The following is a 25,407-nucleotide window of genomic DNA, read 5'->3' on the forward strand; positions in this document are numbered from 1 at the left end:
CGGGGGGGGTGTGGGGGGGGGGGATCCCCGCCCCGCGCGGGGGGCCGGGCCCCGACTCCTACGCCGCCGCCCCGGGGGCCGCCGGATTCGTCGAACGTGGGGGTCAGTCGGTGCCGGAGTCGAACGCGGCGCTCTCGCCCGCGACGTCGGTCGCCTCGGCGAGGCGCTCGCCGTCGGCGGAGAGCGGGGCAGCCGGCTCGGTGATCTCGCGGGCACCGCCCTGGGTGACATCGCCGACGAGCTCACCCGTCGGACCGCCGATGAGCCCGAGCCCGGCGTACTGCTCGAGGCGCGCGCGCGAGTCGGCGATGTCGAGGTTGCGCATGGTGAGCTGCCCGATGCGGTCGACGGGGCCGAACGCGGCGTCGCCGACGCGCTCCATCGACAGCTTCTCGGGCGAGTACGACATGCCGGATGCCACGGTGTCGAGGATCGTGTAGTCCTCGCCGCGGCGCAGACGCAGCGTGACCGAGCCCGTGATGGTCGATCCGACCCACTTCTGGATCGACTCGCGCAGCATGAGCGACTGCGGCTCGAGCCAGCGCCCCTCGTACATGAGGCGACCGAGCCGGCGACCCTGCTCGTGGTAGGTGGCGAGGGTGTCTTCGTTGAGGATGCTGTTGACCAGGCGCTCGTACGTGATGAACAGCAGCGCCATACCGGGGGCCTCGTAGATGCCGCGGGACTTGGCCTCGATGATGCGGTTCTCGATCTGGTCGCTCATGCCCAGGCCGTGACGGCCGCCGATGGCGTTGGCCTCGCGCACGAGAGCGACCGGGTCGTCGAAGCGCTCGCCGTTGATCGAGACGGGACGACCCCCCTCGAAGGCGACCGTGACGTCTTCGGTCTCGATCTCGACCTCGGGGTCCCAGAACCGCACGCCCATGATGGGCTCGACGGTCTCGAGCGACACGTCGAGGTGTTCGAGGGTCTTCGCCTCGTGCGTCGCGCCCCAGATGTTGGCATCGGTCGAGTACGCCTTCTCGACGCTGTCGCGGTAGGGGAAGTCGTGGGCGACGAGCCACTCGCTCATCTCTTTGCGTCCGCCGAGCTCGGTGACGAAGTCGGCGTCGAGCCACGGCTTGTAGATGCGCAGAGCGGGGTTGGCGAGCAGGCCGTAGCGGTAGAACCGCTCGATGTCGTTGCCCTTGTAGGTGGAGCCGTCGCCCCAGATGTCGACGCCGTCTTCCTTCATCGCCCGCACCAGGAGGGTGCCGGTGACGGCGCGGCCGAGGGGCGTGGTGTTGAAGTACGTACGGCCGCCCGAGCGGATGTGGAACGCGCCGCACGCCAGCGCGACGAAGCCCTCTTCGACGAGTGCCGTCTTGCAGTCGACCAGACGCGAGATCTCGGCGCCGTACTGCGTCGCGCGCCCGGGGATCGAGGCGATGTCGTCTTCGTCGTACTGCCCGAGGTCACCCGTATAGGTGCAGGGCACGGCGCCCTTGTCGCGCATCCACGCGACGGCCACCGAGGTGTCGAGACCACCCGAGAAGGCGATGCCGACGCGCTCGCCGACGGGAAGGGACTGAAGGACCTTGGACATGCCTCCGATTCTAGGACGGAGGGATGCCGCGCCCCGACCCCGCGCCCCGACCCCGCGACGCGCCCCGCTCGCGCGGAGTGCCGGGGGAGGAGGGGTCAGCCGACGGTGACGCCCGTGATCGTCACCGGCTCGGCGGGCGGCCCGTCGGGGGCACCGCCCTCGGTGCCCGCGGCGGCGATCGCTTCGACGACCTCGACACCCTCGGGCGACATCGTGCCGAACACCGTGTAGTCGGGGCTCAGCTGCGTGTCGTCGTAGACCAGGAAGAACTGCGATCCGTTGGTGCCCGGACCCGCGTTCGCCATGGCGACGGTGCCCGCCGGATACGTCTCGCTGCCGTCGAGCTCGTCGGCGAAGCGGTAGCCCGGGCCACCACGGCCGGTGCCCGTGGGGTCGCCGCACTGCAGCACGAAGATGCCCTGCGTGGTCAGGCGGTGGCACTCGGTGTTGGTGAAGTACTGCTGCTGCGCGAGCGACACGAAGCTCTCGACCGTGCAGGGGGTGCGCTCGCCGTTCAGGGTGATCGGGATGTCGCCGGCCGAGGTCTGCAGCACCGCCTGCACGTCGCCGGTGGGGCGATCGGTCCCCTCTGCCGGGGGCGTGACGTCGACGGCGGGCTGCCCCGACGTCGGGTACGCGCACTCCCCGCTCGCGGCGCCCCCCGACGACGAGCTCGCCGCGGGGGCGGAGGTGTCGGGCGTGCCCGCCGCGCAGCCGGCGAGCAGGAGCAGGGCGGAGGCGGCCAGGGCCGCGGACATCAGTCGCGTACGCACGCGTTCCAGGGTAGAGGCCTAGGTCTTGCGCAGCGACACCAGCTCGAGCGCCGCCTTCTCGAACCAGCTCCCCGCCGCGGGACCGCCGTTGCAGCCGCCGTCGCTCTCGCCCGGGCGCTTGATCCACAGCAGCGCATCGAGACCGCCGCTCCCGGTGACCGCGCGAGGGGTGCTGCCCAGGCCCACGCCGGCCGGGTTGCACCAGTCGCCGGTCCATCCGCGGCCGTTACGAGAGGTGTCGATGACGTAGCGGGTCGTGCCGCCGAGGAGTGCGCGCACCCGCTCGGCGTACTTCTGCTCCGACGCCGTGCCGCGAAACCCCGACACGTTGGTGGCGAAGCCTCGCGCCTCGGACACGCCGGCGGCGCGCAGCCGCTCGGCCATCGCCTCGGCCGGAACCCAGCCGGAGTTGCCCGCGTCGATGTAGGCGGGCACGTTCGCCGCGGCGAGGTCGCGCACGGCCTGGCGGATGAGCGCCGCCCGATCGCCCTGGCCCTCGCATTCGCCGATCATCGCGAGGGCGTCTGGCTCCACGATCGCGACCGAGGGGGTGCCGCGCAGCGTCCGGGCGATCGTCTTCGTCCACTCGCGGTAGGCGGCGGCGTCGAATCCGCCGGCGGAGTGCTGACCGCAGTCGCGGGCCGGGATGGCGTAGAGCACGAACACCGCGACCTTCTTCTGCTGCACCGCGGCCCGTGTCTCGGCCTGGAGCACCCGCACGAGCGACGCCCGGTCGTACCAGTCGCCGAGCCAAACGGCGGAGGGCTGCGCGGCGATCACGCCGATGCGCTTCGCGACACTGGTGCGACCGGCGCGGATCGCAGCCTGTTGCGCCTCGGCGGCCGCCGAGAACGCGGGGAGGGCGGGGCCGGATGCCAGGGGGTTCGGGCCGGTCGAGATCGTCGACGGGGAGGCGGCGGAGGCCGCGGACGAGCCGACGAGGGCGAGGGGCGCGACGATCAACGCGAGGGCGCTCGCGACGAGCCACGTTCTCCACGGCGCTGGGCGTGACGGCATCCGGTATCGCTTTCGGCGGGGCCGGGGATCGGTCCCCTCCGTTCGATTATCACCACCGGAGCGCGGACATCACCCCCGACGGCCCGAATCGACGCTCGCAGCGGCCCCGCGGATGCCGCGCGCCCGGCCGATCGCGACCACGCCGACGGCGAGGGCGACGATGGCGAGGGCGATCACGACGATGTAGACGGCGACGCTGCCCCACCCGCCGGTGCTGGGGTCGAGGAAGGGATACGGGTACCAGAAGGGGGCGCCCGTGGTGGGGTTGGTGATCAGGGGGGCGCGCAGGAGCGTGTACACGATCCAGACGATGGGGAAGATCGCCGCTCCGAGAGCCGCCGTCCACGGCAGTCGCCGTCTGCCGGACCCGAGCAGCACGTCGAGCAGGAGGAAGAGCGGCCCCCACACGTGGAGGATCTCGTTCGACCAGCCGACCGTCTCGGGCTGCAGGGGCAGGCCCCGCAGCAGGAGGTTGTAGACGACGCCGGTGACGATCATGTAGGTCGAGACCCAGGCGAGCGCCGTCGCGAGGGCCGGGCTGTCGACCTCGGGGTGGTCGGCCGCAGGACGCCGCCGGGCGAACCGCACCGCTGCGATCAGCAGCACGACGGCTGCCGACACGTTCGAGAGGATCGTGAAGAAGCTGAAGAAGTTCGCCACCGTCGTCGTGACGTCGCGGCCGGCCGCGGCCGCCCCGGAGGCGGTGGAGACGAATTGCGCGACGACGGCCACCAGGACCGCGACGGCCACGATCGCCCGCAGGATGTTCCAGCCGGTCGCCCACCGCGTCGTCGTCGTCATCCGTTCAGGGTACTGACGTGGCGACCCCGTCGGCAGGCCGCGGGGCGGTGTCGGACCCGCTCGATAGGATGGGGTGTACCGCCGGACAACATGCGAGGAGCACTCATGCCCGGAATCGTGATCGTCGGCGTCCAGTGGGGCGACGAGGGCAAGGGCAAGGCCACCGACCTGCTCGGTGAGCGCACCGACTGGGTGGTGAAGTTCAACGGCGGCAACAACGCCGGCCACACCGTCGTCATCGGCGACGAGAAGTACGCGCTGCACCTGCTGCCCAGCGGCATCCTGTCCCCGGGCGTGACGCCGGTGATCGGCAACGGCGTCGTCGTCGACCTCGAGGTGCTCTTCGCCGAGCTCGAGGCGCTCAACGCCCGCGGGCTCGACACCAGCCGGCTGAAGATCAGCGCGAACGCGCACATCATCACGCAGTACCACCGCACGCTCGACAAGGTCACCGAGCGCTTCCTCGGCAAGCGTCAGATCGGCACCACCGGTCGCGGCATCGGGCCCGCCTACGCCGACAAGATCAACCGGGTCGGCATCCGGGTGCAAGACCTGTTCGACGAGAACATCCTGCGGCAGAAGGTCGAGGGAGCCCTCGACCAGAAGAACCACATGCTCGTGAAGGTGTTCAACCGTCGCTCGGTCACGGTCGACGAGGTCGTCGAAGACCTGCTGTCGTACGCCGAGCGCGTGCGGCCGATGGTCGCCGACATCTCGTTGCTGCTGAACGACGCGCTGGATGCCGGAGACGTCGTCGTCTTCGAGGGCGGCCAGGCCACCATGCTCGACGTCGACCACGGCACCTACCCGTTCGTGACGTCGTCGTCGGCCACGGCCGGTGGCGCCTCGACGGGGTCGGGCGTGGGTCCCAACCGTCTCGACCGCATCGTCGGCATCGTGAAGGCGTACACCACGCGCGTGGGATCGGGTCCGTTCCCGACCGAGCTGTTCGACGAGAGCGGCGACTGGCTGCGCTCCCGCGGGTTCGAGTTCGGCACGACCACCGGTCGCCCGCGCCGCGTCGGCTGGTACGACGCGCCGATCACGCGCTACGCCACCCGCATCAACGGCATCACCGACCTCGTGCTGACCAAGCTCGACATCCTCGGCGGCCTCGAGCAGATCCCGGTCTGCGTCGCCTACGACGTCGACGGCGTGCGGTTCGACGACCTGCCGGTCAATCAGACCGACTTCCATCACGCGAAGTCGATCTACGAGAACTTCCCCGGCTGGAGCGAGGACATCTCGTCGGCACGCACGTTCGACGACCTTCCGCAGACCGCGCAGGAGTACGTGCTGGCCCTCGAGAAGATGAGCGGAACGCGCATCTCGGTGATCGGCGTGGGTCCCGCCCGCGATCAGGTCATCGTCCGTCACGACCTGATCGACTGATGCGGTTCTGGGTCGGCGCGTACGCCCCCGACGCCGGATCCGCCGAGGGCATCGGCCTGCTCCAGGCCGGCGAGGCCGACTCGCCCGGTGCGGGCGGCCCACTCGGCATGGTCGGCACGGCTGTCGCGGCCCCGGGATCGCCGTCGTGGATCGCGGCCCACCCCACGCACGAGCTGCTCTACGCGGCCGTCGAGTTCGACGGCACCGTCCAGGCGTATCGACGCACCGGTGAGACCAGGCTGACGCCGGTCGGCGCGCCCGTCGACGCCGGCGCGGCCGTGTGCCACGTCGCCGTCGCGCCCGACGCCTCGTTCCTCGTCGCCAGCTGCTGGGGCGATGGACGCGTCGTGCGGATCGACCTGGATGCCGCGGGCCGGCCGTCTCGACCCGTGATCGCCGCCGAGGCCGCCGACCCGTACGGGCCGTCGCCCGTGGAAGGCGCCGTCTCGACCGGCGCGCGCGTGTCGGGCGCCGTGGTGCCCGACCTCGCTGCCGCGGCCCGTGCGCTGCGCGACGCGGCGGGTGAGGAGTACGGGCACCTCATCCCCGCATACGACGACGTTCCCGAGACCGACGCCGAGTCGGAGGAGGCGGCCGCCGGCGCCCGCGTCTCGCGCGCGCATCAGGCCACCTTCCTTCCGGGCGGTCTCGTCGCGACCACCGACATGGGCCTCGACCTGGTGCGCATCTGGCGTCCGGCAGCGGACGGGCTCCGGCTCGTGCAGAGCGTGGTGTTCCCGAAGGGGAGCGGTCCGCGGCACGGGCTGTGGCATCCGTCGGGGCACCTCTACGTGGTGACCGAGCTCAGCCGGGAGGTCTTCGTGCTCGCCGCCGATCGCGAGGGGCGTTGGCACGTGCGTTCGGGTGAGCGGCTGCTCGGCACGCTCGAGACCGACACCGCGGCCGAACTGTGCGCCGGCCGCGACGGCTCGACGCTGTACGCGGGCGTGCGCGGAAGCGACACGGTCGGCGTGCTGTCGGTGCGCGGCGCGGGCGAGACCCTGCAGCTCACCGCTCTCGCCGAGACCGGCACGCACTGGCCGCGGCACCACGTCGTGGTCGACGACACGCTCCTGGTGGCCGGGCAGCTCGCGCACGAGATCGTGTCGCTGCCGCTCGACCAGCGCACGGGCGTCCCGGGGCGGGTGCGGCACCGCACGGCCTCACCGTCGCCGACGCGTCTGCTGCCGCTGCGCTGAGCCCGCTTTCCGCCCCCGGTTAACCCGCGCCGCGTGGGCCACGGGCGGCGATCCCGTCGCCGTCGGGGTGCTCGTGATGCGCTGGGTCCGCCCCCGGGGCATAAACGCTTTCTGCGCACATAAACACGAGTACAGCGCGTTTATGCGCGCGGGGTGCGTTTATGCCGAGGAGGAACCACGCTCGAGGTTCGGCGGTTCGCTGGAGTGGGCGTGCTACTTCTTGGCATCCTGTCGCGGGATGACGATCTGCTTGACGATCAGCAGCACCGACGCCGTGACGGGGATGGCGACGAGGGCGCCGAGCAGCCCCAGCAGCGTGCCGCCGACCAGCGCGCCGATCACGACGAGCGCACCCGGGATCGAGATGGTGCGGTTCATGACGCGCGGCGTGAGGATGTATGCCTCGATCTGCATGTACGCGAGGTAGATGATCGCGAACCACAGGCCCGCGGTGGGGCTGACGATCAGCGTGAACAGCGTGGCCGTCGCCCAGAACAGCACGGAACCGACCAGGGGGATCAGGGTGATGCCGAAAGCCAGGGCGGCCAGGAGCGCTGCGAACGGCTGCTGCAGGATCGTGAGCACGATGAACGCGAAAACCGCGTTGCACAGGGCGAGCACCACCATGCCGGCGAGGTATCCACCGACCGAGTCGGTGATCTGACCGGTCATGTCGGCGACCGTCTCGCGGCTGCGCGCGGGGGTCAGACGCACGAGGCTGTTCTTCATCTTGGGCAGGGATGCCAGGAAGTACAGGCTCAGCACGAGCACGATGATCGCGCCCGAGATGAACTCCCCGATGCCGATGCCCACCTGCAGCAGGCCACCGCCGATCGCGGCGATGTTCGCGGGGTTCGTCGCGAAGTTCTGCACCTCCTTCAGCACGTTGCCGAGGCTGTCGCCGAAGTTCGCCTCGACCCAGCGCACCGCGTCGCTGTCGATGAGGTCGTTGACGAAGGAGGGGATGTCGCCGACGAACTGCTCGACCTGCCGCACGACCGGCGGGATGAGCAGCCAGAGTGCGCCCGCGAGGATCACGGCGAGGCCGCCGAACACGATCACGATCCCCCAGGCGCGCGAGAGGCCGCGGCGCACGAGCAGACGGACGAGGGGGTCGAGCGCGAGGGCGACGAACAGCGCGATGGCGATGTAGATCAGCACGGTCGACAACTTGCCGAGGGCGAGCGCCAGCAGGAACGCGGTCAGCCCGCCGAGGGTCAGGAAGAAGCCCGCGGCGTACGGGCGGGAGACGGCCGACCACACCGGCTTGTCGCGCGAGGTGGCAGCCCCGGCGTCGGCGCCTTCGGCGGTGGGGTCGGGGCGCGTCGATCGGCTCATGCTCACACTGTAGGACCGGGGTACGCCGGTGCGCGGCGTCGAGCGCGCCGCGGTAGGGTCGGAGCGATCTGGGAGGACACATGACCGACGCCGATCCCTCGACGATTCTGCAGGGGCTGCGCGGCAGCATCGACAACATCGACGCCGCGCTCATCTTCCTTCTCGCGGAGCGCTTCCGCTGCACCAAGCAGGTGGGCGTCCTCAAGGCGCAGCACGGGATGCCGGCATCCGACCCCGCGCGCGAGGAGCAGCAGATCGCCCGGCTGGTGCAGCTCGCCGAGCAGGCCGACCTCGACCCCGCGTTCGCGGAGAAGTGGTTCAACTTCGTCGTCGCGGAGGTCATCCGTCACCACCGCACCGCAGCGGTAGAGCCCGTCGCCGACGCCCGCACCGCCGACGCCACGCCCGCAGGCGCCGCGCCCACCGACGCCACGCCCGCGGGCGCCGCACCCCCCGTCCGCACCGCCGACGCCGGACCCTCCGCGGACTGATCCCGCCGCGTCCGGCCCGGCGTGGCGAGCGTCGTCGAGATCCCGGTGCCCCCGGTGCGGCCGTGCCGCTCGAGGGCGCGACCGTGCCGCCCGTTCGCGCGGGTGTCGTGCGTGGCGGGGGGAGGCGCGTGCTCGCCCTATGGGCACGGGCGACACGCCCGAGGTGACATCCACGTGAATCCATGACCGGTGCCGCGACCGCCGATCCCAGGCGCGCGCGCGTGCCACAGGCCCACCGTCAGGGCAAGTCCGCCGCTGATTTGCCAGCCGATCCATCACCGTGAAACGTTTGTGGAGGCCCTTTCAGGGCCGTTCACCCGACCAGTCCGCGGTCGCCGGTGCCACCTCGGGGGAGGGGACGCCGCGAGCGTACGGTCGGCGGCCAGGGCGCCGGACCCGATGTCCGGTGCCGGTGCGCTCCGCCCCCGGAGAGTGCCGACGGCTGCCACCCGGGCGTGACCGCTGCGGCCACCCGAAGGCCGCCGAGGTGCACCAGTGACACATCCGCCTGCCCCCACGGAGCCCGCCTCTCGAGAGCCCGCCTCTCGGGAGCCCGCCTCCGCGGCGCCCGCTCTCGCGGCGAAGAACCTGTTCAAGGTCTTCGGCCGCGCACCCCAGGCCGCCGTCGACAAGCTGCGCGCCGGTTCGTCGCGCGACGAGATCTCCGACCACGGAACCGCCGCCGTCATCGACGCGAGCTTCGACGTGAGACCCGGTGAGATCTTCGTCATCATGGGCCTGTCCGGCTCCGGCAAGTCCACCATCATCCGCATGCTGAACGGCCTGCACGACGCCACCGCGGGGACCGTGGAGGTGCAGGGCGACGCCCTCACCGGCGTCGGTGCCGCGCGGCTGCGCACCCTCCGCCGCGACCGGCTGGCGATGGTGTTCCAGCACTTCGCCCTCCTCCCGCACCGCACGGTGGCGGCGAACGTCGCCTACCCGCTCGAACTGCGCGGGGTCGCCAAGGCCGAGCGCCTCGCGAAGGCGAACGAGATCCTCGCGCTCGTCGGTCTCGAGGGCTGGGGCGAGAAGCTCCCCTCGGCGCTCTCGGGTGGAATGCAGCAGCGCGTCGGCATCGCCCGTGCGCTCGCCGCCGACACCGACATCCTGCTCATGGACGAGGCCTTCAGCGCCCTCGACCCGCTCATCCGGCGCGAGATGCAGGAACAGCTGCTCGAGCTGCAGCGCACCCTGAAGAAGACCATCGTCTTCATCACCCACGACCTCAACGAGGCGATGTTCCTCGGCGACCGCATCGCCGTCATGCGCGACGGGCGCATCGTGCAGATCGGCACGCCGGAAGACATCCTCACCGACCCGGCCAACGACTACGTCGAGCAGTTCGTGCAGGACGTCGACCGCGCCCGCGTGCTCACCGCCGGCAACGTCATGGAGCGTCCGCGTCCGCGCGTCGACGCCTCGGCGGGCCCCCGCACGGCGCTGCGCCAGATGCGCGACGCCTACATGTCGGCGGTCTACGTGACCGACCGCGACCGCAAGCCGCTGGGCATCATCACCGACCGGGATGCCATCAAGCTCGTCCGTGCGGGTGAGAACTCGCTGCACGGCAAGCTCAAGCCGGTGCCGCAGGCCGTGCGCGAAGACGACGTGCTCATGAACCTCTTCGTCCCGTCGGTCGAGTCGCCCCTTCCTCTCGCCGTGCTCGACGGCGACGGACGCCTGGCCGGCGTCATCCCGCGCGTGACGCTGCTGGCGGCTCTCGGGCCCGGACCCACCTCGACCGAGGAGATCACCGTGCTCCCGCAGCCCCTCCCGTCCGCCGAGATCGATGCGGCGCTCGACGCCACGGGCACCGACCCGGATGCGGGTGACTCCGTGTCGGCGTCGGCCGCCGGCTCGCGCGGCGCCGCCGGCGGAGCCGCGGCATCCGGAATCGAGGGGGTGCGCTGATGGACGGCTTCCGCATTCCCGTCGGCTTGTGGGTCGACTCCGCCGTGGACTGGCTGCGCGACAACCTCTCGGGCCTGTTCGACGTCATCGCCGTGACCGTGCGGTTCCTCGTCGGTGGACTCAGCGACGTGCTGCTGGCGGCGCCCATCGTCGTGGTGATCGTGATCGCGGCGCTGCTGGCCTGGCTGCTGCGCTCGTGGAAGCTCGCGATCGGGACGGTCATCGGTTTCGCACTGATCCTCGCCATGGGGCAGTGGGTCACCGCGATGCAGACCCTGGCGCTCGTGCTCGTGGCGACCGTCGTCGCCGTGGCGATCTCGGTGCCTCTGGGCATCTGGTCGGCGCGCAACGCCACGGTGCGGGCGATCCTGAAACCGATCCTCGACTTCATGCAGACGATGCCCGCGTTCGTCTACCTGATCCCGGCGATCACGTTCTTCAGCATCGGCGTCGTGCCCGGTGTCGTCTCGACGGTCATCTTCGCGCTGCCCCCGGGGGTGCGTCTGACCGAGCTCGGCATCCGCGGTGTCGACTCCGAGACGGTCGAGGCCGGACACGCGTTCGGTGCCACGCCCTGGCAGATCCTGCGCGGCATCCAGCTGCCGCTCGCGACGCCCACGATCATGGCGGGTGTCAACCAGGTGATCATGCTCGCCCTGTCGATGGCGGTCGTGGCCGGCATCGTCGGCGCTGACGGCCTCGGCAAGGAGGTCGTCCAGTCGATCTCGACCGTCAACCTGCCCAAGGGTGTCGAGGCCGGTCTCAGCGTCGTCATCCTCGCGGTGTACCTCGATCGCCTGACGGCCGCCCTCGGCAATCGCGCCGACAACGGCGGGTCGCTGCTGGGCGTGCTCGGGCGCCGCCGTGCGGCACGGGCTTCGGCGGTCGCGGCGGCCGGCGCCGCCTCGGCGCCCCACGCCGGCACCCCGTCGGCGGACGCCGCGCGCGAGAAGGCGTCGCCCCGTCGCGCGCCCATCTCGACCGGCCGCTGACACCGGCATCGCCCTCGCCCCCTCGACGTGCTCGACGTGAGGGGTCGGCATCCGTCGCCGAGGACGCTCCCGGGCGACGGAGACGGACCCCTCACGCGCCCGACGGGCGGGGCCCCAACGGAAATCACATACGAAAAGGAAGAGAACACAGCAATGAAGACACGACACCTCACCAGCACTCTCGCTCTCGGCGCCGTCGGCGCGCTGGCGCTCGCCGGCTGCGCGAGCGGCAACCAGGCCGACGGCGGCTCGGGAGAAGGCGGCGACAAGGGCACCATCACGCTCGGCTTCCTCCCCTCGTGGACCGACGGCCTGAGCACCGCGTACCTGCTCGAGGACCAGCTCGAGAAGCTCGGCTACTCGGTCGAGATGCAGACGCTCACCGAAGCGGGTCCGCTGTACACCGGCCTCGCCCAGGGCGACGTCGACATCTACCCCTCGGCCTGGCCCGAACTCACGCACAAGTCGTACATGGACACCTACGGCGACCAGATCGAAGACCTCGGCGCGTACTACGACAACGCCAAGCTCACGATCGCGGTGCCGAGCTACGTCGACATCGACTCCATCGAAGACCTCCAGGCCGACCCGGCGCGCTTCGGCGGCCGCATCTACGGCATCGAGCCGGGCGCGGGCCTGACGAAGCAGACGCAGGAATCGATGCTGCCCGGCTACGGCCTCGACGGCGACTACGAGCTCGTCACCTCCTCGACCGCGGCGATGCTCACCGAGCTCGACAACGCCATCGCGGCGCAGAAGGACATCGCGGTCACCCTGTGGCGTCCCTTCTGGGCCAACGACGCCTACGACGTGAAGGACCTCGAAGACCCCCAGGGGCTGATGGGCGACCCCGAGGCGCTGCACTTCCTGGGCACGAGCGGCTTCGCGGAGCAGTACCCGGATGCCGCCGAGCTCATCGCCGGCATCCAGCTCGACGACGAGCAGTACGGCGCCCTCGAAGACCTCGTCGTCAACGAGTACGGCGAGGGCCGCGAGGCCGAGGCCGTCGACGCGTGGCTCGAGCAGTACCCCGAGGCGTTCTCGACCCAGCGCGACTGACCTCTCGCACAGCGACGGCCCCCTCCGGTGCGGAGGGGGCCGTCTCGCTGTGGTCGCCGGGGTGTCGTTCTCAGGGGACGACGACGGCGTCGTCGATGAACGACTGCTCCAGGAGGATCGGTGAACCCCCAGCCGTCGGCACGGGCACGGTCAGCGCCGCGATCGCCGCGGCCACCGCCCACCAGTGGAGGGTGCTCGCCCGTGGGGCGACGGGCTCGCTCACCGGGCCGGTCGTACCGTGTGGATGCTCCCGTCGACCCGTGCGGGGTTGCCCGCCTGCGTTGTGACCGAACAGCTCTCGCGGGGCGCGTCCGGCCCCACCGGCTCAGCCGACGGCGTGCGCCGCGGTGAACCGCGTGATGAAGCCCGGGTGGTCGGCGGGCATCGCGAGCACCGAGTCGGGGGCGCGACCGGCCAGCTGCGGGAAACCGGCATCCGCCACGAGCTCGTCGTCCAGGGTGTCGAGCTCGGCGGTGACCAGCGGCCAGGGCTCGTGGCTGTTGGCGGCCCAGATCGTGCGACCGAGGTGACGCTCGTGGAAGCCCCAGCGGGCGGTGAGGAAGCGCGAGAGCGGGGTGTCGACGGTCTCGGTGCCGAGCGTCGCCCGCAGCCGCGTCCCGGGATGCCGGCCGCCGTGGCGCTGCGAGCGGTACTCGATGCGATCGCCGTCGGTGCGCACCCCCGCGCGCGCCCAGCGGTACGGCAGCCCGAACAGCGCGCGCGCGGCGAGTACGGGGGCGAGGTGCTCCGCCTCGAGCGTGCGGAAGACCACACCCCGATGGCCTTCGTCATCCACGGCGTAGGTGCGCACGTTGATCTCGGTGAAGGTGCCCACGAACGGCACCGGCGGCAACGGCAGGAATCGGAACTCGCTCAGCACGAACGGCACGAGCCCGACCCACGCCGACCCGTCGTGGACGTCGGGGCGGGTGCCCGGGGGCAGCAGAGGGGCGACCTCGGCCGGGTCGATGCGCCAATGCACGAACACGGCGCGGTTCCAGCGCTGCGCGATGACGGCGCGTCCGGGTAGGTCGGGGGCATGGCGCTCGGTGATCACCGGGTCATTCTGACCCCGAGACCGAGCCGCGGAGGGACACTGGACAGATGGCCCCGTCATCTGGTGCAGACCCGCGGCTCGTGGCATCCATCCGCGACCTCCTCGCGGCGCGCGATGCCGGGAAGACGATCTGCCCGTCGGAAGCCGCGCGCGCCGTGGGCGGCGACGACTGGCGCGACCTCATGCAGCCCGCGCGCGATGCGGCGCAGGAGCTCGTCGGCCTCGGCGAGGTGGAGGTCACCCAGAAGGGCGTGGTGGTCGATATGACCACGGCGCGGGGGCCGGTGCGGATCCGGCGGAAGGTCTGAGCGGCACGCTGCGGCCGTTCCCACCCATCGCGCACCGCGCGGCCCGAGGCGGCCGGGCCTCAGGGGGCGGGCTCGGGCGGGGGAGTGGATGCCGAGGGCGTGCTGCGCTCGCGGGGGAGCTCGAGCGCGACCTTCTTCTCGAGCTCGTCGACGGCTTCGTCGCTCAGCCAGATGAGGCCCTCGATCTCTTCGCGTACGCGCTTGTACGCGAGCTGGCGCTCGTTCGGGGTGGCGGCCTGGTCGGTCGCGACGCTGAGGAGCTGCTTCGCGGTGTCGAGACGCTTGCGTTCGTCGGGCGAGAACGCCGCGTCTTTCACCCGGCGGGCGTCGCGCTCGGCGACCTCGAACGCCACCTCGTAATCGGTGACGGCGTCGCGGTACTCGCGTCGGCGCGCAGCGGACAGGGTCTCATCCGCGCGAGGACGGAGGTTGTCGGCGACCTTCTTGGCCCGGAGGAACGCGGCGGTCAGGGGTTGGCGCCCGTCGCTCATGGCCGGATAGCTGATGACCTTGGCGGCGTCGAGCTCGTACTCGAGCCAGCGGTGCGTGACGTCGTCGTGCGCCTCGACGAGGCGGCGTTGGTCTCCGTCGTCGTCGCCGGTGAGCGCAGCGGTCGGCGATGCGGCGGACTCGGCGACCGGCACGGGTGCGGCGGATCGGGCAGCGAGCAGCTCGAGCTGCTCCTTGTGCCGCCGACGCGCGGCCACCTCGCGGTGCTTCGACCGGGCGTTGACAGCACCCATCGTCATCCCGAAGATCGGGAAGACGAGCCACCAGTAGTCGCCGGCGAAGTTCCAGAAGTCCTGCACGTCGCCATGCTACGCCGACCGATCCGAGACGCCTCAGCGGCTGGGCGGCTGCGGCCGATCCCGTGCGGGCGGTGGCCAGAACGGGCGCCGGGGCGCGGGGCCGTCGGCATCCGGGGCTTGGGCGGAAGTGCGTTTGGCGGCGCGCTCGGCCCTTTGGCCCGCGGCCGCGCGCCCCATCGACTCCATCGACCGGGCGAGGGCGCGCTGCGCGGTCTCGGCGAGATCGGATGCCACCCGGCTCCAGGTGTCGCCGGCGTCGAGGCTCGGTTGCTCCCCGCCGAGGCGCGCGGCGCGTTCGGCACGGTCGAAGGCGTGGCCGGTGCGGCGCACGGCATCGCGATAGGCGAGGTACTCGGCGGGCTCGAGACGGGTGTGCACCGAGGCGGGACGCAGCCACTGCGCACGCTCGTGCGCGCGGAGGAAGTCCGCGAGCAGGGGGGAGCCCGAGTCGGTCATGGCGGGGTAGTCGATGGCCAGACCCGGGTCGGTCTCGTACGACATCCAGCGCGCGAGGATCGCGTCGTGATCGGCGAGGAGGCGCGCCACGGGCAGGGGAGCGTTGCCGGAGCGGATGGCCGGCAGCATCGCCTTCGCGGCCTTCACCCCCGCGCGGCGGGCGCGGACCTCGGCCGTCGCGGCCCGGAGGTCGCGCTGCGCGTCGATCAGTCTCTGTCGCGCGGCGGCGACCACGTCGCCCGAGACACGGGATGCCGCTCGCTCGGCCTGAGCACGCACCACCTCGGCGTCGGCGACCTTCACGTCGGCTCGGCCACGGGTGACGGCGTGTCGCGCGTTCTGCAGGTCGAGCAGCGCGGAATCCAGCTCGAGGCGACGCGCGGCGGCCTTGCCCATCGGGCGGGACGCCCAGGCCCGGGCAGCGCGATCACCGGTCGCCGTCGCGCCCGCGGGAAGGGAGCGGCGGCGGGTGCGACGCACGCCGATCCAACCGACGGTGCCCGCACCGGCCGCAGCGGGGCCGATCCACCACCACTCGGTGAGCAACACCAACAGCGGTTCCACGTGCCCATGCTACGTCGGGGCTCCGACACGGGGCTGGGTGTGGGGTTCGAATCCGGAAGCGACGTCCGCAGCGAGGCGCGACAGGGCGTCGTCGGGGGCGCGTTCGGCGCCCGTCCTCGGCGTGACGAGCGTGCCGCAGTCGGGTGCGGCGCGGCCGCCCGCGCAGTTCCGGGGACGCCGGGTGTGAGATCGTGGCGAGGTGATCTTTCGGCGACGAGCGCGGCGCGGGCGCGGCGGCGTCCGCGCCGCTTTCCGGCTCACCGCGGGTCAGGCCATCGTGGTGGGCTTCGGGGCCGTGCTCGCGGTCGGAACGCTGTTGCTCAGTCTGCCGATCTCGGTCCAGGGGCGTTCGGCATCCTTCATCGAGGCGCTCTTCACCGCGACCAGCGCCCTGTGCGTCACGGGCCATGTGGTGGTGGACACGGCGACCTTCTGGAGCCCGTTCGGGCAGGTCGTCATCATGGTGCTCATTCAGATCGGTGGTTTCGGGGTGATGTCGTTCGCCACGCTGCTGGGGCTCCTCGTCGCCCGTCGCCTCGGTCTGCGCACGCGCCTGACCGCGGTGAGCGAGACCCACACGGTCGCCGTCGGCGACGTCCGACGCGTGGTGACCGGTGTCGCCCTCATCACCCTCTGCGTCCAGACGATCGTCGCGGTCATCCTCGCCGCGCGCTTCGCGATCGGCTACGGCGAGCCGTTCGGCCGCTCGCTCTGGCTCGGCGCCTTCCACGCGGTGTCGTCGTTCAACAACGCCGGGTTCGCCCTCTTCAGCGACAACCTCATGTCGTTCGTGACCGACCCCTGGATCTGCCTCCCGATCTGCGCGGCCATCATCCTCGGTGGCCTCGGCTTCCCGGTGATCATGGAGCTGCGGCGGCGCTTCCGCTTCCCACGACGGTGGACGCTCAACACCGTCACCGTCCTGGCGGGCACCATCACGCTGCTCGTCGGCGGCGCCGTGACCCTCACGGCCCTGGAGTGGTCGAATCCCGGCACCCTGGGGCCCCTCGACCCGGCCGGCCGCCTCCTCGCCGGCTTCACCCTCAGTGTGATGCCGCGCACGGCGGGCTTCAACGCAATCGACGTGGGCGCGATGCACCCCGAGAGCTGGTTCGTCACCGACATCCTCATGTTCATCGGTGGAGGCCCCGCCGGAACGGCCGGAGGACTGAAGATCACGACGTTCGCCGTGCTCCTGTTCATCGTGCTCGCGGAGCTGCGCGGCGACACGGCCGTGAACATGTTCGGCAAGCGCCTCCCGCGATCGACGCACCGCGAGGCGCTGACGGTGGCGCTGCTCTCGGTCGCCGCCGTCGTGGTCTCGACGCTGGCGATCATGCTGATGACGCCGTTCCCCTTCGACCGCGTCTTCTTCGAGGTCATCTCCGCCTTCGCGACCGTGGGGCTGTCGACCGGCATCACCGCCGATCTGGGCGCGGCCTCGCAACTGATCCTCATCACCCTGATGTTCATCGGCCGCATCGGCCCCGTGCTGCTGGGCGCGGCTCTCGCCCTCACGCGCGAGAAGCGCATGTACGAACTCCCGAAGGAGCGTCCGATCATTGGATAACACCCCCGCCTTCCTCCGCCGCCGGCGCAACCGCGACGCCTCGGCCGTCGCCGTGATCGGTCTCGGCCGATTCGGCGGTTCTCTGGCCACCGAGCTGGCCCGCTCGGGAACCGAGGTGCTCGGCATCGACACCGACGAAGACACCGTGCAGTCGCTCAACGGCGTGCTGACGCACGTCGTGCGGGCCGACTCGACGAAGCAGGTCGCGCTCGAGCAGCTGGGCGTCGCCGACTTCGACCGTGTCGTGGTCGGGATCGGCACCGACATCCAGGCCAGCATCCTCACCACCTCCCTGCTGAAGAGGATGGGTGCGAGGTCGATCTGGGCGAAGGCCATCAGCGAGCAGCACGGCCTGATCCTGGAGCAGCTCGGCATCGAGCACGTCGTCTATCCCGAGGCCGACATGGGGCGCCGCGTCGCCCACCTCGTGCGCGGGGCCATGCTCGACTACGTCGAGTTCGACAGCGACCTCTCCGTCGCCAAGACGGTCGCCCCGCGGGAGATCGTGGGGCAGACGCTGGAAGCGTCCGCGGTGCGTCGTCGCCACGGCGTCACGATCGTGAAGATCAAGGGCGCCGACGGCAAGTGGCACGCGGCGGGAGCGGCATCCGTGGTCCGCGAGGGCGACCTGCTGATCGTGATCGGACCCGTGGAGCGGACGGAGCGTTTCGCCGCGCTGGCGTGAACCGGGTGGTCGTCGACCCCCGCGCGCTCCTGCGCCGCGCGAGGGGTCGATCCGTGTCGCTGGGGATCGCCGTACGCAACGGAAAGCGACCCCTCACGCGAGGGGGAGGGGCGTCAGCCGAGGATCAGCGAGATCACCGTGGCGCCGCCGCCGGTGAGCACGAGCGCGCCGATCACGATCCACGCGGTGATCTTGACGCGCTTCTGACGTTTGTCGCTGAACACGGTCATGTCGTCGTCATCGGTCATCGCGCGTCTCCTCTCGTCGGGGTGTCGGCCGTGCCGGGGCGGGCCCGGCCGCGATCTCAGGCCACCGGCTCCGCGACCGTCGGCCCGAAGACCGCCGGCAGCGTCTCGTTCGAGAGGCGGCGCAGCTCGGGCACGGTGACGGTGAAGACGTCCTGGATCTCCAGGGTCGCCTCGGTTCCGGGCTCCACGTCGGTCACGCCGATGCGCAGCACCGGGTAGCCGCGTCCGTTGCACAGGCCCCGGAATTTCACGTCTTCTTCGCGGGGGACGCTGACCAGCACCCGGCCGGTCGACTCGCTGAACAGGGCGGCCGTGGCATCCACGCCGTCGCGCTCCCTGAGCTCGGTGAGCCAGACGCGCGCGCCGACGCCGAAGCGCATGACGCCCTCGGCGAGAGCCTGGGCGAGACCGCCCGACGACAGGTCGTGCGCGCTCGAGACGAGCGACTGGGAGCCCGCCGCCTGGAGCAGCTCGGCGAGCTTGCGCTCCTGAGCGAGGTCGACCTTCGGCGGGCGGCCGCCGAGGTGGTCGTGGATGGTGCCGGCCCACTGCGAGCCGTCGAGCTCGTCGGCGGTGGTGCCGAGCAGGTACAGGTTCTCGCCGGCATCCTGCCAGCCGCTCGGGATGCGGGCGGCCACGTCGTCGATGATGCCCAGGACGCCCACGACGGGGGTCGGGTGGATCGGCTGGTCGCCGGTCTGGTTGTAGAACGAGACGTTGCCGCCCGTGACCGGGATGCCGAGCTCGAGGCAACCGTCGCTCAGACCCTCGACGGCCTGGCTGAACTGCCACATGACCTCGGGGTTCTCGGGGCTGCCGAAGTTGAGGCAGTCGGTGACCGCCGTGGGGACGGCACCGGTCACGGCCACGTTGCGGTACGCCTCGGCCAGCGCCAGCTTCGCGCCGTTGTAGGGGTCGAGCTGGTTGTAGCGGCCGTTGCAGTCGGTGGCGATCGCGAAGCCGAGACCGGTCTCTTCGTCGACGCGGATCATGCCGGCGTCGTCGGGGAAGCTCAGGGCGGTGTTGCCGAGCACGTAGTAGTCGTACTGGTTCGTGATCCACGAGGTGTCGGCGAGGTTGGGGCTCGCCACGAGCGTCGTGAACTGCTCGCGCAGCACGTCGCCGTCGGTCGCGCGGGGCAGCTTCGCGGCGGAGTCGTCGTTCAGCGCGTCGATCCAGGTCGGGTACGCGACGGGGCGCTCGTAGACCGGGCCGTCGACCGCGACGGTGGAGGGGTCGACGTCGACGATGCGCTCGCCGTACCAGTCGATGACGAGGCGGCCGTCGCCCGTGACCTCGCCGAGCACGCTCGTCTCGACGTCCCACTTGCCGACGACGGCGAGGAACGCCTCGAGCTTCTCGGGAGCGACGATGGCCATCATGCGCTCCTGCGACTCGGACATGAGGATCTCTTCGGGCGTGAGCGACGGGTCGCGCAGCAGCACCTTCGACAGCTCGACCTTCATGCCGCTGTCGCCGTTGGCGGCCAGCTCGCTCGTGGCGCACGAGATGCCCGCGGCCCCGAGGTCTTGGATGGCCTCGACGAGGTCGTCGCGGTAGAGCTCGAGGCAGCACTCGATGAGCACCTTCTCGGCGAAGGGGTCACCGACCTGGACGGCGGGACGCTTGGTGGGGCCGCCGTCGGCGAAGGTGTCGGATGCCAGGATGCTCGCGCCGCCGATGCCGTCGCCGCCCGTGCGGGCACCGAAGAGCACGACCTTGTTGCCGACGCCGGTGGCGTTGGCGAGCTTGATGTCTTCGTGGCGCATGACGCCGACCGCGAGGGCGTTCACGAGCGGGTTGCCCTGGTAGACGGCGTCGAACACGGTCTCACCGCCGATGTTGGGCAGGCCCAGGCAGTTGCCGTAGAAGGAGATGCCGCTGGTGACGCCGTGCACCACGCGCGGGGTGTCGGGGTGGTCGATCGCGCCGAAGCGCAGCTGGTCCATGACGGCGACCGGGCGCGCGCCCATCGAGATGATGTCGCGCACGATGCCGCCGACGCCGGTCGCGGCGCCCTGGAACGGCTCGATGTAGCTGGGGTGGTTGTGCGACTCGACCTTGAAGGTGACCGCCCAGCCGTCGCCCACGTCGACGACGCCGGCGTTCTGGCCCATGCCCACCATGAGGCGGGTCTTCATCTCGTCGCTGACCTTCTGGCCGAACTGGCGGAGGTAGATCTTGCTCGACTTGTAGGAGCAGTGCTCGCTCCACATGACCGAGTACATCGCCAGCTCGCCGCTGGTGGGGCGGCGGCCCAGGATCTCGCGGATCTGGGCGTACTCGTCGTCCTTGAGGCCCAGGGCGCCGAACGGCTGCTCTCTCTCGGGCGTCGCGATCGCGTTGTCGACGGTGTCGGCCAGGGCCGTGCGGTGGGCGGGTGCGGCGGCTTCCGCGGCATCCGTCTGCGCGGGCACGGCGTCGGGGGCGGCGGATTCGGGTGAGGTGGTCACGCGGCTGAGCTCCAAGAATCGCAGGGGCCGGACGGGAGTCAGTCTAGTTGGGTGGGCGGACGTCGCCGGGGCGGGGTCGAGACGGGCGGTGGTGGGGGCTCCGCCGGCCCGCGGGTCGGGGCGGCGATGGGCGTAGCCTCATCTCGTGATGTCGCGCCCCGCCGAGCTCGCTTCGGATTCGCCCCCGCGGTGGTCGGAGTTGAGCGCGACCGGTCGCCGGGTGCTCCTGGACCTCCTGGTGCACGGCCCGCGCTCGCGCATCCGCATCGCCGAGCGTCTCGGGCTCTCGCGCGCGAGCCTGACGCGGGTGGCGCGCGAACTGGTCGACAGCGGACTCATCCTCCCGGGCGACATGCTGGCCAGCGCCTCGCGCGGGCGTCCCGCAGAGGAGCTGCACCTGCGGCCGCAGGCGGCGCACTTCGTGGGCGTGAAGGTGACCGCGGAGCGCGTGTACGCGGTCGTGACCGACCTCGCCGCAACGGTCGTGGACGAACTCAGCATCGCCCTCGATTCGCCGACCGAGACGAACGTCGTCGGCGCGGTCGTCGACGCGACTCGGACGCTCATGGCCCGGCACGCGAACGTGTCCGCGCTGGGCGTGGGGCTGGCGGCCGACGTCCTCCGGCGCACGGGGGAGCCGTTGGTGGCGAGTTCGCCGCTGCTCGGCTGGAGCGCGCCCGTGCCCCTGGCGCGGCTGCTGACGGATCTCGTGGGACTCCCCGTCACCATCGCGAACGACGTGCACGCGCTGACAGCGGCCCACCACTGGTTCGGGAGCGGGGTGAACCACCGTTCGGTGGTCGTGTACGGCGTGGGTGCGGGTATCGGGTGCGGTGTGGTCATCGACGACGAGCTCGTGCAGGGCGCCCATGGCCGGAGCGGTCGGGTGGGGCACACCCGGGTCGGGCGCACCGGCCGGGAGTGCTCGAACGGCCACACCGACTGCGTGCACAGCTTCGTGAGCATGCCCGCCATCGAGGCGAACGCCGGCGTCGCGCCGGGCGAGTACGCCCTCGCCCTCGACCGGGCGCGCGCGGCCGAGGGGCGGGAGCGCGACGCCTTCGCCGCGGCGGCGTACGCGCTCGGCACGGCGGTCGCCGAGACGGTCGACCTCCTCGACCCCGAACTCGTCTCGCTCATGGGCGAGGGGTTGGACATGCTCGACGTCGACCCGGCCGCGTTCGAGGAGGGTCTCGTCGCCCACCTCGAGCAGGTTCCCCGCTCCGACGTGCGCCTCGACCGGCCTCCGTTCGCTTTCGGGCTCTACGCCCGCGGCGCGGCAGCGACCGCCATCCGCGAGGTGCTCTCCGCCTGAGCGCCCGGGTTCTCGGGCCCCAGCCGCGCGCCCGTGCCTCGTCGCGCATGGCCGGGATCGGCCCGCGGCCCGCACGCGGGCTCCCGCGCCGTCACATGTTTTGTTTCATGTGTTGACAAAATGACGGTGCGGCAGCGAAGGTAGGACACGAGCACCGGGGCCTCGTCCCCACAGCATCGACCGCACCCCTCGTGGGGTGGTCGCACCTACAAAGGAGTAGTTCGTGAAGCGCAGCAGTCTCTTCCGTGCCGGCGCCATCGCCGTCGCGAGTGCCGCCCTCCTCTCGACCGCCGGTTGCGCCGGCGACGCGGGGCAGGCATCCGGCCCGGTCACCCTCGAATACTGGGCGTGGGCGCCCGGTATCGACGAGGTCATCGACGTCTGGAACGAGCAGAACCCCGACGTCCAGGTCTCGGTGGTCGAGGCCGCCGGCGCCGACGACATGGTCGCCAAGCTCCTCGCGGCGCAGCGCGCCGGCGAGGGACCGGACCTCGCGCAAGCGGAGTACCAGAAGCTTCCGAACCTCGTCGTCAGCGACGTCGCGATGGACATCAGCGAGTACGCCGACACCTTCTCCGACAGCTTCTCGGAGGGCGCCCTCAGCCTCGTGACCGTCGGGGACGGGGTGTACGCGGTGCCGCAGGACACCGGCCCCATGATCTTCATGTACCGCAAGGACATCTTCGATCAGAACGGGTGGGCCGCCCCGACCACGTGGGACGAGTACGCCGCACTGGCGCAGACCGTGAAGACCACGCTGCCGGGCTCGTTCCTGGGCGGCTACCCCGACGACGCCTCCACGATGGCCGCGTACGCGCAGCCGCTCGGCGCCGAGTGGTGGGCGACCGAGGGCGACGCCTGGAAGGTCGGGATCGACGGGGAGCCGACGCAGCGCGTCGTGGAGTTCTGGCAGCCGTTGGTCGAGCAGGGGCTGGTCGACACGACCCACTTCTTCACGCCGGAGTGGGGCACGAAGATGAACGACGGCAGCATCCTGAGCTGGACCGCGGGCGCCTGGGCGCCGGCCTCCGCCTTCTCCGTCGCCCCGGACACGGCGGGCCTCTGGGCCGCCGCGAAGATGCCCACCTGGGACGGCGAGACCGGCACCGGGTTCATGGGTGGGTCGTCCGTCATGGTGACCAAGAACAGCGACCACCCGAAGGAGGCCGTCGAATTCCTCCAGTGGCTGAACGCCAGCGAGGAGGGCACGCGCGGCCTCATCGACATCGGGCTCTTCCCGGCGTCGTCGAACGGCCAGGCCCAGTTGGCCGATCAGCCCGTTCCCGATCTGGTCAGCAACCAGGCGGACTTCTGGGATCTCGCCGTCGACGTCGCCGAGAACAGCGCTCCGTTCACCTGGGGACCCAACGTGCAGGTCGCCTTCGACGCGTGGTCCGACGGGGTCAAGGCGGCCACGCAGAGCGGCGGCTCGTACACCGACGTGCTCGAGTCGGCGCAGGACGCCGTGGTCGCCGACCTCGAGAAGTCCGGCTTCACGGTCCAGTGAGCCGATCCTTCGGCGGGAGGGGACGCCCTCGCGCGTTCCCTCCCGCCCCCATCCAGGAGAACCGACCGTGACCACATCCGTCTCGCGCGCGACGAACCGGCGCACCTCCCTGCGGCCCCGCGTGGCCCCCTGGGTCTTCCTCGCCCCCGCGCTCGTGCTGTTCACGATGTTCCTCATCGTGCCGATCGCCTACGCCATCTACCTCAGCGTCATGCAGCTTCGCTCCTCCGGGGGTGCCTTCGGCATCCGGAGACAGACCTTCGTCGGCCTCGACAACTACGTCTCCTCGTTGACCGATCCCGAGCTGGTGGCATCCCTGGGCCGACTGGGGATCTTCGCGCTGATCTCCGTGCCGCTGACCCTGGGGCTCGCCCTGCTGTTCGCGCTGCTGCTGGATCTGCCGGGGGTGCGCCTGGCGCGCTTCTCCCGCCTGGCGATCTTCCTGCCGTACGCGGTTCCCGGCGTCATCGGCGCGCTGCTGTGGGGATTCCTCTACCTCCCGCGCACGAGTCCGGTGACCTATCTGCTCGAGGCGGTGGGGCTTCCCTCGGTCGACTTCCTGAACGGCTCGTGGCTGTACCTGTCGTTGTCGAACATCGCCGTCTGGGCCGGCGTGGGTTTCAACATGATCGTGATGTACACCGCGCTGCGCTCGATCCCGAGCGAGCTGTACGAGGCGGCCAAGATCGACGGCGCCTCGGAGTGGCAGATCGCGTGGCGGATCAAGGTCCCCCTGCTCACGCCCGCGCTGGTGCTCACCTTCCTCTTCTCGATCATCGCCACGCTCCAGGCGTACGGCGAGCCGACCACGCTGCGCTCGATGTCGAACTCGATCTCGTTCAACTTCTTCCCGCTGATGAAGATCTACCGCGACGCCTTCAACCTCGACAACACCTCGGGAGCCGCGGCCGCCTCGGTCGTGCTCGCCCTGGGAACCCTCGTGATCTCGCTCGGGCTCCTCCGCCTGCTGCAGCGCCGCACGTTCGGAGAAAACTGATGGCCACCCTCACCGCCCCCGCCCCGGCCGCTCCCGCCGCGCGACCCCCTGCGCGTCGTCCGCGTCCGTCCTCCCGCGGGCGCGTCATCCCGACGCTCGTGCTGCTCATGGGTGCGATCTACACGCTGATCCCGATCGTGTGGGTCATCACGGCATCCACCAAGTCGCGCGGAGAGCTCTTCAGCACCTTCTCGTTCCTGCCCGGAACGGGTTTCTGGCAGAACCTCGTCGACCTCTCCACCTACGGCGGCGGCGTGTACTGGAAGTGGGCGGGCAACAGCCTGCTCTACGCGGGCGGTGGCGCGGTGCTGTCGACGCTCGTGTCGGCTGCCGCGGGGTACGCGCTGGCGCGCTACCGCTTCCGCGGGCGGGCCGTGGTGTTCAACCTGCTGCTGGCCGGGGTGATGCTGCCGCAGATCACCCTGGCGATCCCGCAGTACTTCCTCATGGCCGAGATGGGGCTGGCCAACACGTACTGGGCGGTGCTGCTGCCGAGCATCATCAACCCGTTCGGCATCTACTTGGCCACCATCTACGCCCAGTCCTCCGTGCCCGAGGAGACCGTGGAGGCCGCGCGCCTGGACGGGGCGAGCGAGTTCCGCATCTTCCGCTCGATCGCGCTGCCCGTGATGATCCCTGGCCTGATCACCGTGTTCATGCTGCAGTTCGTGGGCATCTGGAACAACTTCCTGCTGCCCTTCATCATGCTCAGCAACGAGGAGCTCTACCCCCTCACGACGGGGCTGTACCTGCTGCTCAACCGCGGAACCGGCACGCCCGCCCTCTACTCGCTCGCCATCCTCGGCGCGCTCCTCGCGATCATCCCTCTCCTGCTGCTGATGGTTTTCCTCCAGCGCTTCTGGCGACTCGACCTCGTCAGCGGCAGCCTCAAGGGCTGACCTCGACCGCCGTCCCC

23 protein-coding genes and 1 pseudogene are annotated in these 25,407 nt (G+C 71.0%); 13 read left to right on the plus strand and 11 right to left on the minus strand.

Annotation, left to right across the window (positions count from 1 at the left end; all coding sequences use genetic code 11):
• Positions 1-103: 103 nt before the first annotated feature.
• The 4 genes from argG to ACK4LS_RS08765 form a co-directional block, all read right to left on the minus strand.
• Positions 104-1,546 (minus strand): argininosuccinate synthase, encoded by a 1,443-nt coding sequence (argG, locus tag ACK4LS_RS08750; protein WP_409716169.1) that lies wholly within the window; start codon positions 1,544-1,546, stop codon positions 104-106.
• Between the two features lie 95 nt (positions 1,547-1,641).
• Positions 1,642-2,319, minus strand: coding sequence for a peptidylprolyl isomerase (locus tag ACK4LS_RS08755; RefSeq protein WP_409716172.1), 678 nt, complete (start codon positions 2,317-2,319; stop codon positions 1,642-1,644).
• 18 nt (positions 2,320-2,337) lie between these two features.
• A complete protein-coding gene (locus ACK4LS_RS08760; protein WP_409716174.1) occupies positions 2,338-3,336 on the minus strand; it encodes a glycoside hydrolase family 6 protein in 999 nt (332 codons plus the stop codon).
• A gap of 69 nt (positions 3,337-3,405) precedes the next feature.
• Positions 3,406-4,137 (minus strand): Pr6Pr family membrane protein, encoded by a 732-nt coding sequence (locus ACK4LS_RS08765; protein WP_409716177.1) that lies wholly within the window; start codon positions 4,135-4,137, stop codon positions 3,406-3,408.
• 105 nt (positions 4,138-4,242) lie between these two features.
• Between ACK4LS_RS08765 and ACK4LS_RS08770 the strand changes: the two genes are divergently transcribed.
• Positions 4,243-5,529, plus strand: a complete 1,287-nt coding sequence (locus ACK4LS_RS08770) for an adenylosuccinate synthase (RefSeq protein ID WP_409716180.1) — start codon at positions 4,243-4,245, stop codon at positions 5,527-5,529.
• Entirely contained in the window at positions 5,529-6,728 is a 1,200-nt protein-coding gene (locus ACK4LS_RS08775; protein WP_409716183.1) for a lactonase family protein, read from the plus strand. Before ACK4LS_RS08770 ends, ACK4LS_RS08775 begins: the two co-directional genes overlap by 1 nt.
• Before the next feature lie 213 nt (positions 6,729-6,941).
• On the opposite strand, the gene ACK4LS_RS08780 is transcribed toward ACK4LS_RS08775, so the two are convergent.
• Positions 6,942-8,066 (minus strand): AI-2E family transporter, encoded by a 1,125-nt coding sequence (locus ACK4LS_RS08780; protein ID WP_409716186.1) that lies wholly within the window; start codon positions 8,064-8,066, stop codon positions 6,942-6,944.
• Positions 8,067-8,146: 80 nt separating this feature from the next.
• On the opposite strand from ACK4LS_RS08780, the pseudogene ACK4LS_RS08785 reads away from it, so the two are divergent.
• The 4 genes and pseudogenes from ACK4LS_RS08785 to ACK4LS_RS08800 all read left to right on the plus strand — a co-directional run.
• A pseudogene (locus ACK4LS_RS08785) lies at positions 8,147-8,437 on the plus strand (chorismate mutase); the annotation flags it as partial.
• A gap of 708 nt (positions 8,438-9,145) precedes the next feature.
• Positions 9,146-10,471, plus strand: a complete 1,326-nt coding sequence (locus ACK4LS_RS08790; RefSeq protein ID WP_409716280.1) for a glycine betaine/L-proline ABC transporter ATP-binding protein — start codon at positions 9,146-9,148, stop codon at positions 10,469-10,471.
• Positions 10,471-11,463, plus strand: a complete 993-nt coding sequence (locus tag ACK4LS_RS08795; protein ID WP_409716189.1) for an ABC transporter permease — start codon at positions 10,471-10,473, stop codon at positions 11,461-11,463. Before ACK4LS_RS08790 ends, ACK4LS_RS08795 begins: the two co-directional genes overlap by 1 nt.
• Positions 11,464-11,616: 153 nt before the next feature.
• Entirely contained in the window at positions 11,617-12,522 is a 906-nt protein-coding gene (locus ACK4LS_RS08800; RefSeq protein ID WP_409716192.1) for a glycine betaine ABC transporter substrate-binding protein, read from the plus strand.
• A 70-nt stretch (positions 12,523-12,592) separates the two neighbouring features.
• Here ACK4LS_RS08800 and ACK4LS_RS08805 read toward each other — a convergent pair whose 3' ends face one another.
• Both ACK4LS_RS08805 and ACK4LS_RS08810 read right to left on the minus strand, forming a co-directional pair.
• Positions 12,593-12,745, minus strand: a complete 153-nt coding sequence (locus ACK4LS_RS08805; RefSeq protein ID WP_409716195.1) for a hypothetical protein — start codon at positions 12,743-12,745, stop codon at positions 12,593-12,595.
• A gap of 102 nt (positions 12,746-12,847) precedes the next feature.
• Positions 12,848-13,579 (minus strand): YqjF family protein, encoded by a 732-nt coding sequence (locus ACK4LS_RS08810; protein WP_409716198.1) that lies wholly within the window; start codon positions 13,577-13,579, stop codon positions 12,848-12,850.
• A 47-nt stretch (positions 13,580-13,626) separates the two neighbouring features.
• On the opposite strand from ACK4LS_RS08810, the gene ACK4LS_RS08815 reads away from it, so the two are divergent.
• Positions 13,627-13,887, plus strand: coding sequence for a DUF3253 domain-containing protein (locus ACK4LS_RS08815; RefSeq protein ID WP_409716201.1), 261 nt, complete (start codon positions 13,627-13,629; stop codon positions 13,885-13,887).
• A gap of 59 nt (positions 13,888-13,946) precedes the next feature.
• Here ACK4LS_RS08815 and ACK4LS_RS08820 read toward each other — a convergent pair whose 3' ends face one another.
• Both ACK4LS_RS08820 and ACK4LS_RS08825 read right to left on the minus strand, forming a co-directional pair.
• The gene (locus tag ACK4LS_RS08820) at positions 13,947-14,696 is read right to left on the minus strand and encodes a hypothetical protein (RefSeq protein WP_409716204.1); all 750 of its coding nucleotides are present in this window, start codon (positions 14,694-14,696) and stop codon (positions 13,947-13,949) included.
• 33 nt (positions 14,697-14,729) lie between these two features.
• The gene (locus ACK4LS_RS08825) at positions 14,730-15,716 is read right to left on the minus strand and encodes a hypothetical protein (protein WP_409716207.1); all 987 of its coding nucleotides are present in this window, start codon (positions 15,714-15,716) and stop codon (positions 14,730-14,732) included.
• Positions 15,717-15,915: 199 nt separating this feature from the next.
• Here ACK4LS_RS08825 and ACK4LS_RS08830 point away from each other — a divergent pair, with 199 nt between their 5' ends.
• The gene (locus tag ACK4LS_RS08830) at positions 15,916-17,286 is read left to right on the plus strand and encodes a TrkH family potassium uptake protein (protein ID WP_409716209.1); all 1,371 of its coding nucleotides are present in this window, start codon (positions 15,916-15,918) and stop codon (positions 17,284-17,286) included.
• Positions 17,279-17,971, plus strand: a complete 693-nt coding sequence (locus ACK4LS_RS08835; protein ID WP_409716211.1) for a potassium channel family protein — start codon at positions 17,279-17,281, stop codon at positions 17,969-17,971. The genes ACK4LS_RS08830 and ACK4LS_RS08835 overlap by 8 nt, the downstream gene beginning before the upstream one ends.
• A gap of 113 nt (positions 17,972-18,084) precedes the next feature.
• Here ACK4LS_RS08835 and ACK4LS_RS08840 read toward each other — a convergent pair whose 3' ends face one another.
• Together ACK4LS_RS08840 and purL are read right to left on the minus strand one after the other, a co-directional pair.
• Entirely contained in the window at positions 18,085-18,219 is a 135-nt protein-coding gene (locus ACK4LS_RS08840) for a hypothetical protein (protein ID WP_276606268.1), read from the minus strand.
• 56 nt (positions 18,220-18,275) lie between these two features.
• A complete protein-coding gene (gene purL, locus ACK4LS_RS08845; protein ID WP_409716282.1) occupies positions 18,276-20,636 on the minus strand; it encodes a phosphoribosylformylglycinamidine synthase subunit PurL in 2,361 nt (786 codons plus the stop codon).
• A gap of 184 nt (positions 20,637-20,820) precedes the next feature.
• On the opposite strand from purL, the gene ACK4LS_RS08850 reads away from it, so the two are divergent.
• The 4 genes from ACK4LS_RS08850 to ACK4LS_RS08865 all read left to right on the plus strand — a co-directional run bounded on the left by ACK4LS_RS08850 (position 20,821) and on the right by ACK4LS_RS08865 (position 25,390).
• Complete coding sequence (locus tag ACK4LS_RS08850) at positions 20,821-21,987, plus strand: ROK family protein (RefSeq protein WP_409716284.1); 1,167 nt, start codon at positions 20,821-20,823, stop codon at positions 21,985-21,987.
• A gap of 223 nt (positions 21,988-22,210) precedes the next feature.
• Positions 22,211-23,494 carry an ABC transporter substrate-binding protein gene (locus ACK4LS_RS08855; RefSeq protein WP_409716213.1) on the plus strand — a complete coding sequence of 428 codons (1,284 nt, stop codon included), beginning with the start codon at positions 22,211-22,213 and terminating at the stop codon, positions 23,492-23,494.
• 67 nt (positions 23,495-23,561) lie between these two features.
• Positions 23,562-24,491: a carbohydrate ABC transporter permease gene (locus ACK4LS_RS08860; protein WP_409716215.1), complete on the plus strand. Its 930-nt coding sequence runs from the start codon at positions 23,562-23,564 to the stop codon at positions 24,489-24,491.
• Positions 24,491-25,390 carry a carbohydrate ABC transporter permease gene (locus tag ACK4LS_RS08865; RefSeq protein ID WP_409716217.1) on the plus strand — a complete coding sequence of 300 codons (900 nt, stop codon included), beginning with the start codon at positions 24,491-24,493 and terminating at the stop codon, positions 25,388-25,390. Before ACK4LS_RS08860 ends, ACK4LS_RS08865 begins: the two co-directional genes overlap by 1 nt.
• The last annotated feature ends 17 nt before the right edge of the window (positions 25,391-25,407 follow it).

Origin of the sequence: Microbacterium sp. (genome assembly GCF_046295495.1) — a bacterium.
Taxonomy (GTDB): domain Bacteria; phylum Actinomycetota; class Actinomycetes; order Actinomycetales; family Microbacteriaceae; genus Microbacterium.

Coding starts and splice junctions, on each gene's coding strand:
- ACK4LS_RS08760 (WP_409716174.1), bottom strand. CDS start 3,336: ATGCCGTCACGCCCAGCGCCGTGGAGAACGTGGCTCGTCGCGAGCGCC.
- ACK4LS_RS08865 (WP_409716217.1), top strand. CDS start 24,491: ATGGCCACCCTCACCGCCCCCGCCCCGGCCGCTCCCGCCGCGCGACCC.
- ACK4LS_RS08770 (WP_409716180.1), top strand. CDS start 4,243: ATGCCCGGAATCGTGATCGTCGGCGTCCAGTGGGGCGACGAGGGCAAG.
- ACK4LS_RS08800 (WP_409716192.1), top strand. CDS start 11,617: ATGAAGACACGACACCTCACCAGCACTCTCGCTCTCGGCGCCGTCGGC.
- ACK4LS_RS08780 (WP_409716186.1), bottom strand. CDS start 8,066: ATGAGCCGATCGACGCGCCCCGACCCCACCGCCGAAGGCGCCGACGCC.
- ACK4LS_RS08795 (WP_409716189.1), top strand. CDS start 10,471: ATGGACGGCTTCCGCATTCCCGTCGGCTTGTGGGTCGACTCCGCCGTG.
- ACK4LS_RS08840 (WP_276606268.1), bottom strand. CDS start 18,219: ATGACCGATGACGACGACATGACCGTGTTCAGCGACAAACGTCAGAAG.
- ACK4LS_RS08775 (WP_409716183.1), top strand. CDS start 5,529: ATGCGGTTCTGGGTCGGCGCGTACGCCCCCGACGCCGGATCCGCCGAG.
- ACK4LS_RS08765 (WP_409716177.1), bottom strand. CDS start 4,137: ATGACGACGACGACGCGGTGGGCGACCGGCTGGAACATCCTGCGGGCG.
- ACK4LS_RS08850 (WP_409716284.1), top strand. CDS start 20,821: ATGTCGCGCCCCGCCGAGCTCGCTTCGGATTCGCCCCCGCGGTGGTCG.
- ACK4LS_RS08815 (WP_409716201.1), top strand. CDS start 13,627: ATGGCCCCGTCATCTGGTGCAGACCCGCGGCTCGTGGCATCCATCCGC.
- argG (WP_409716169.1), bottom strand. CDS start 1,546: ATGTCCAAGGTCCTTCAGTCCCTTCCCGTCGGCGAGCGCGTCGGCATC.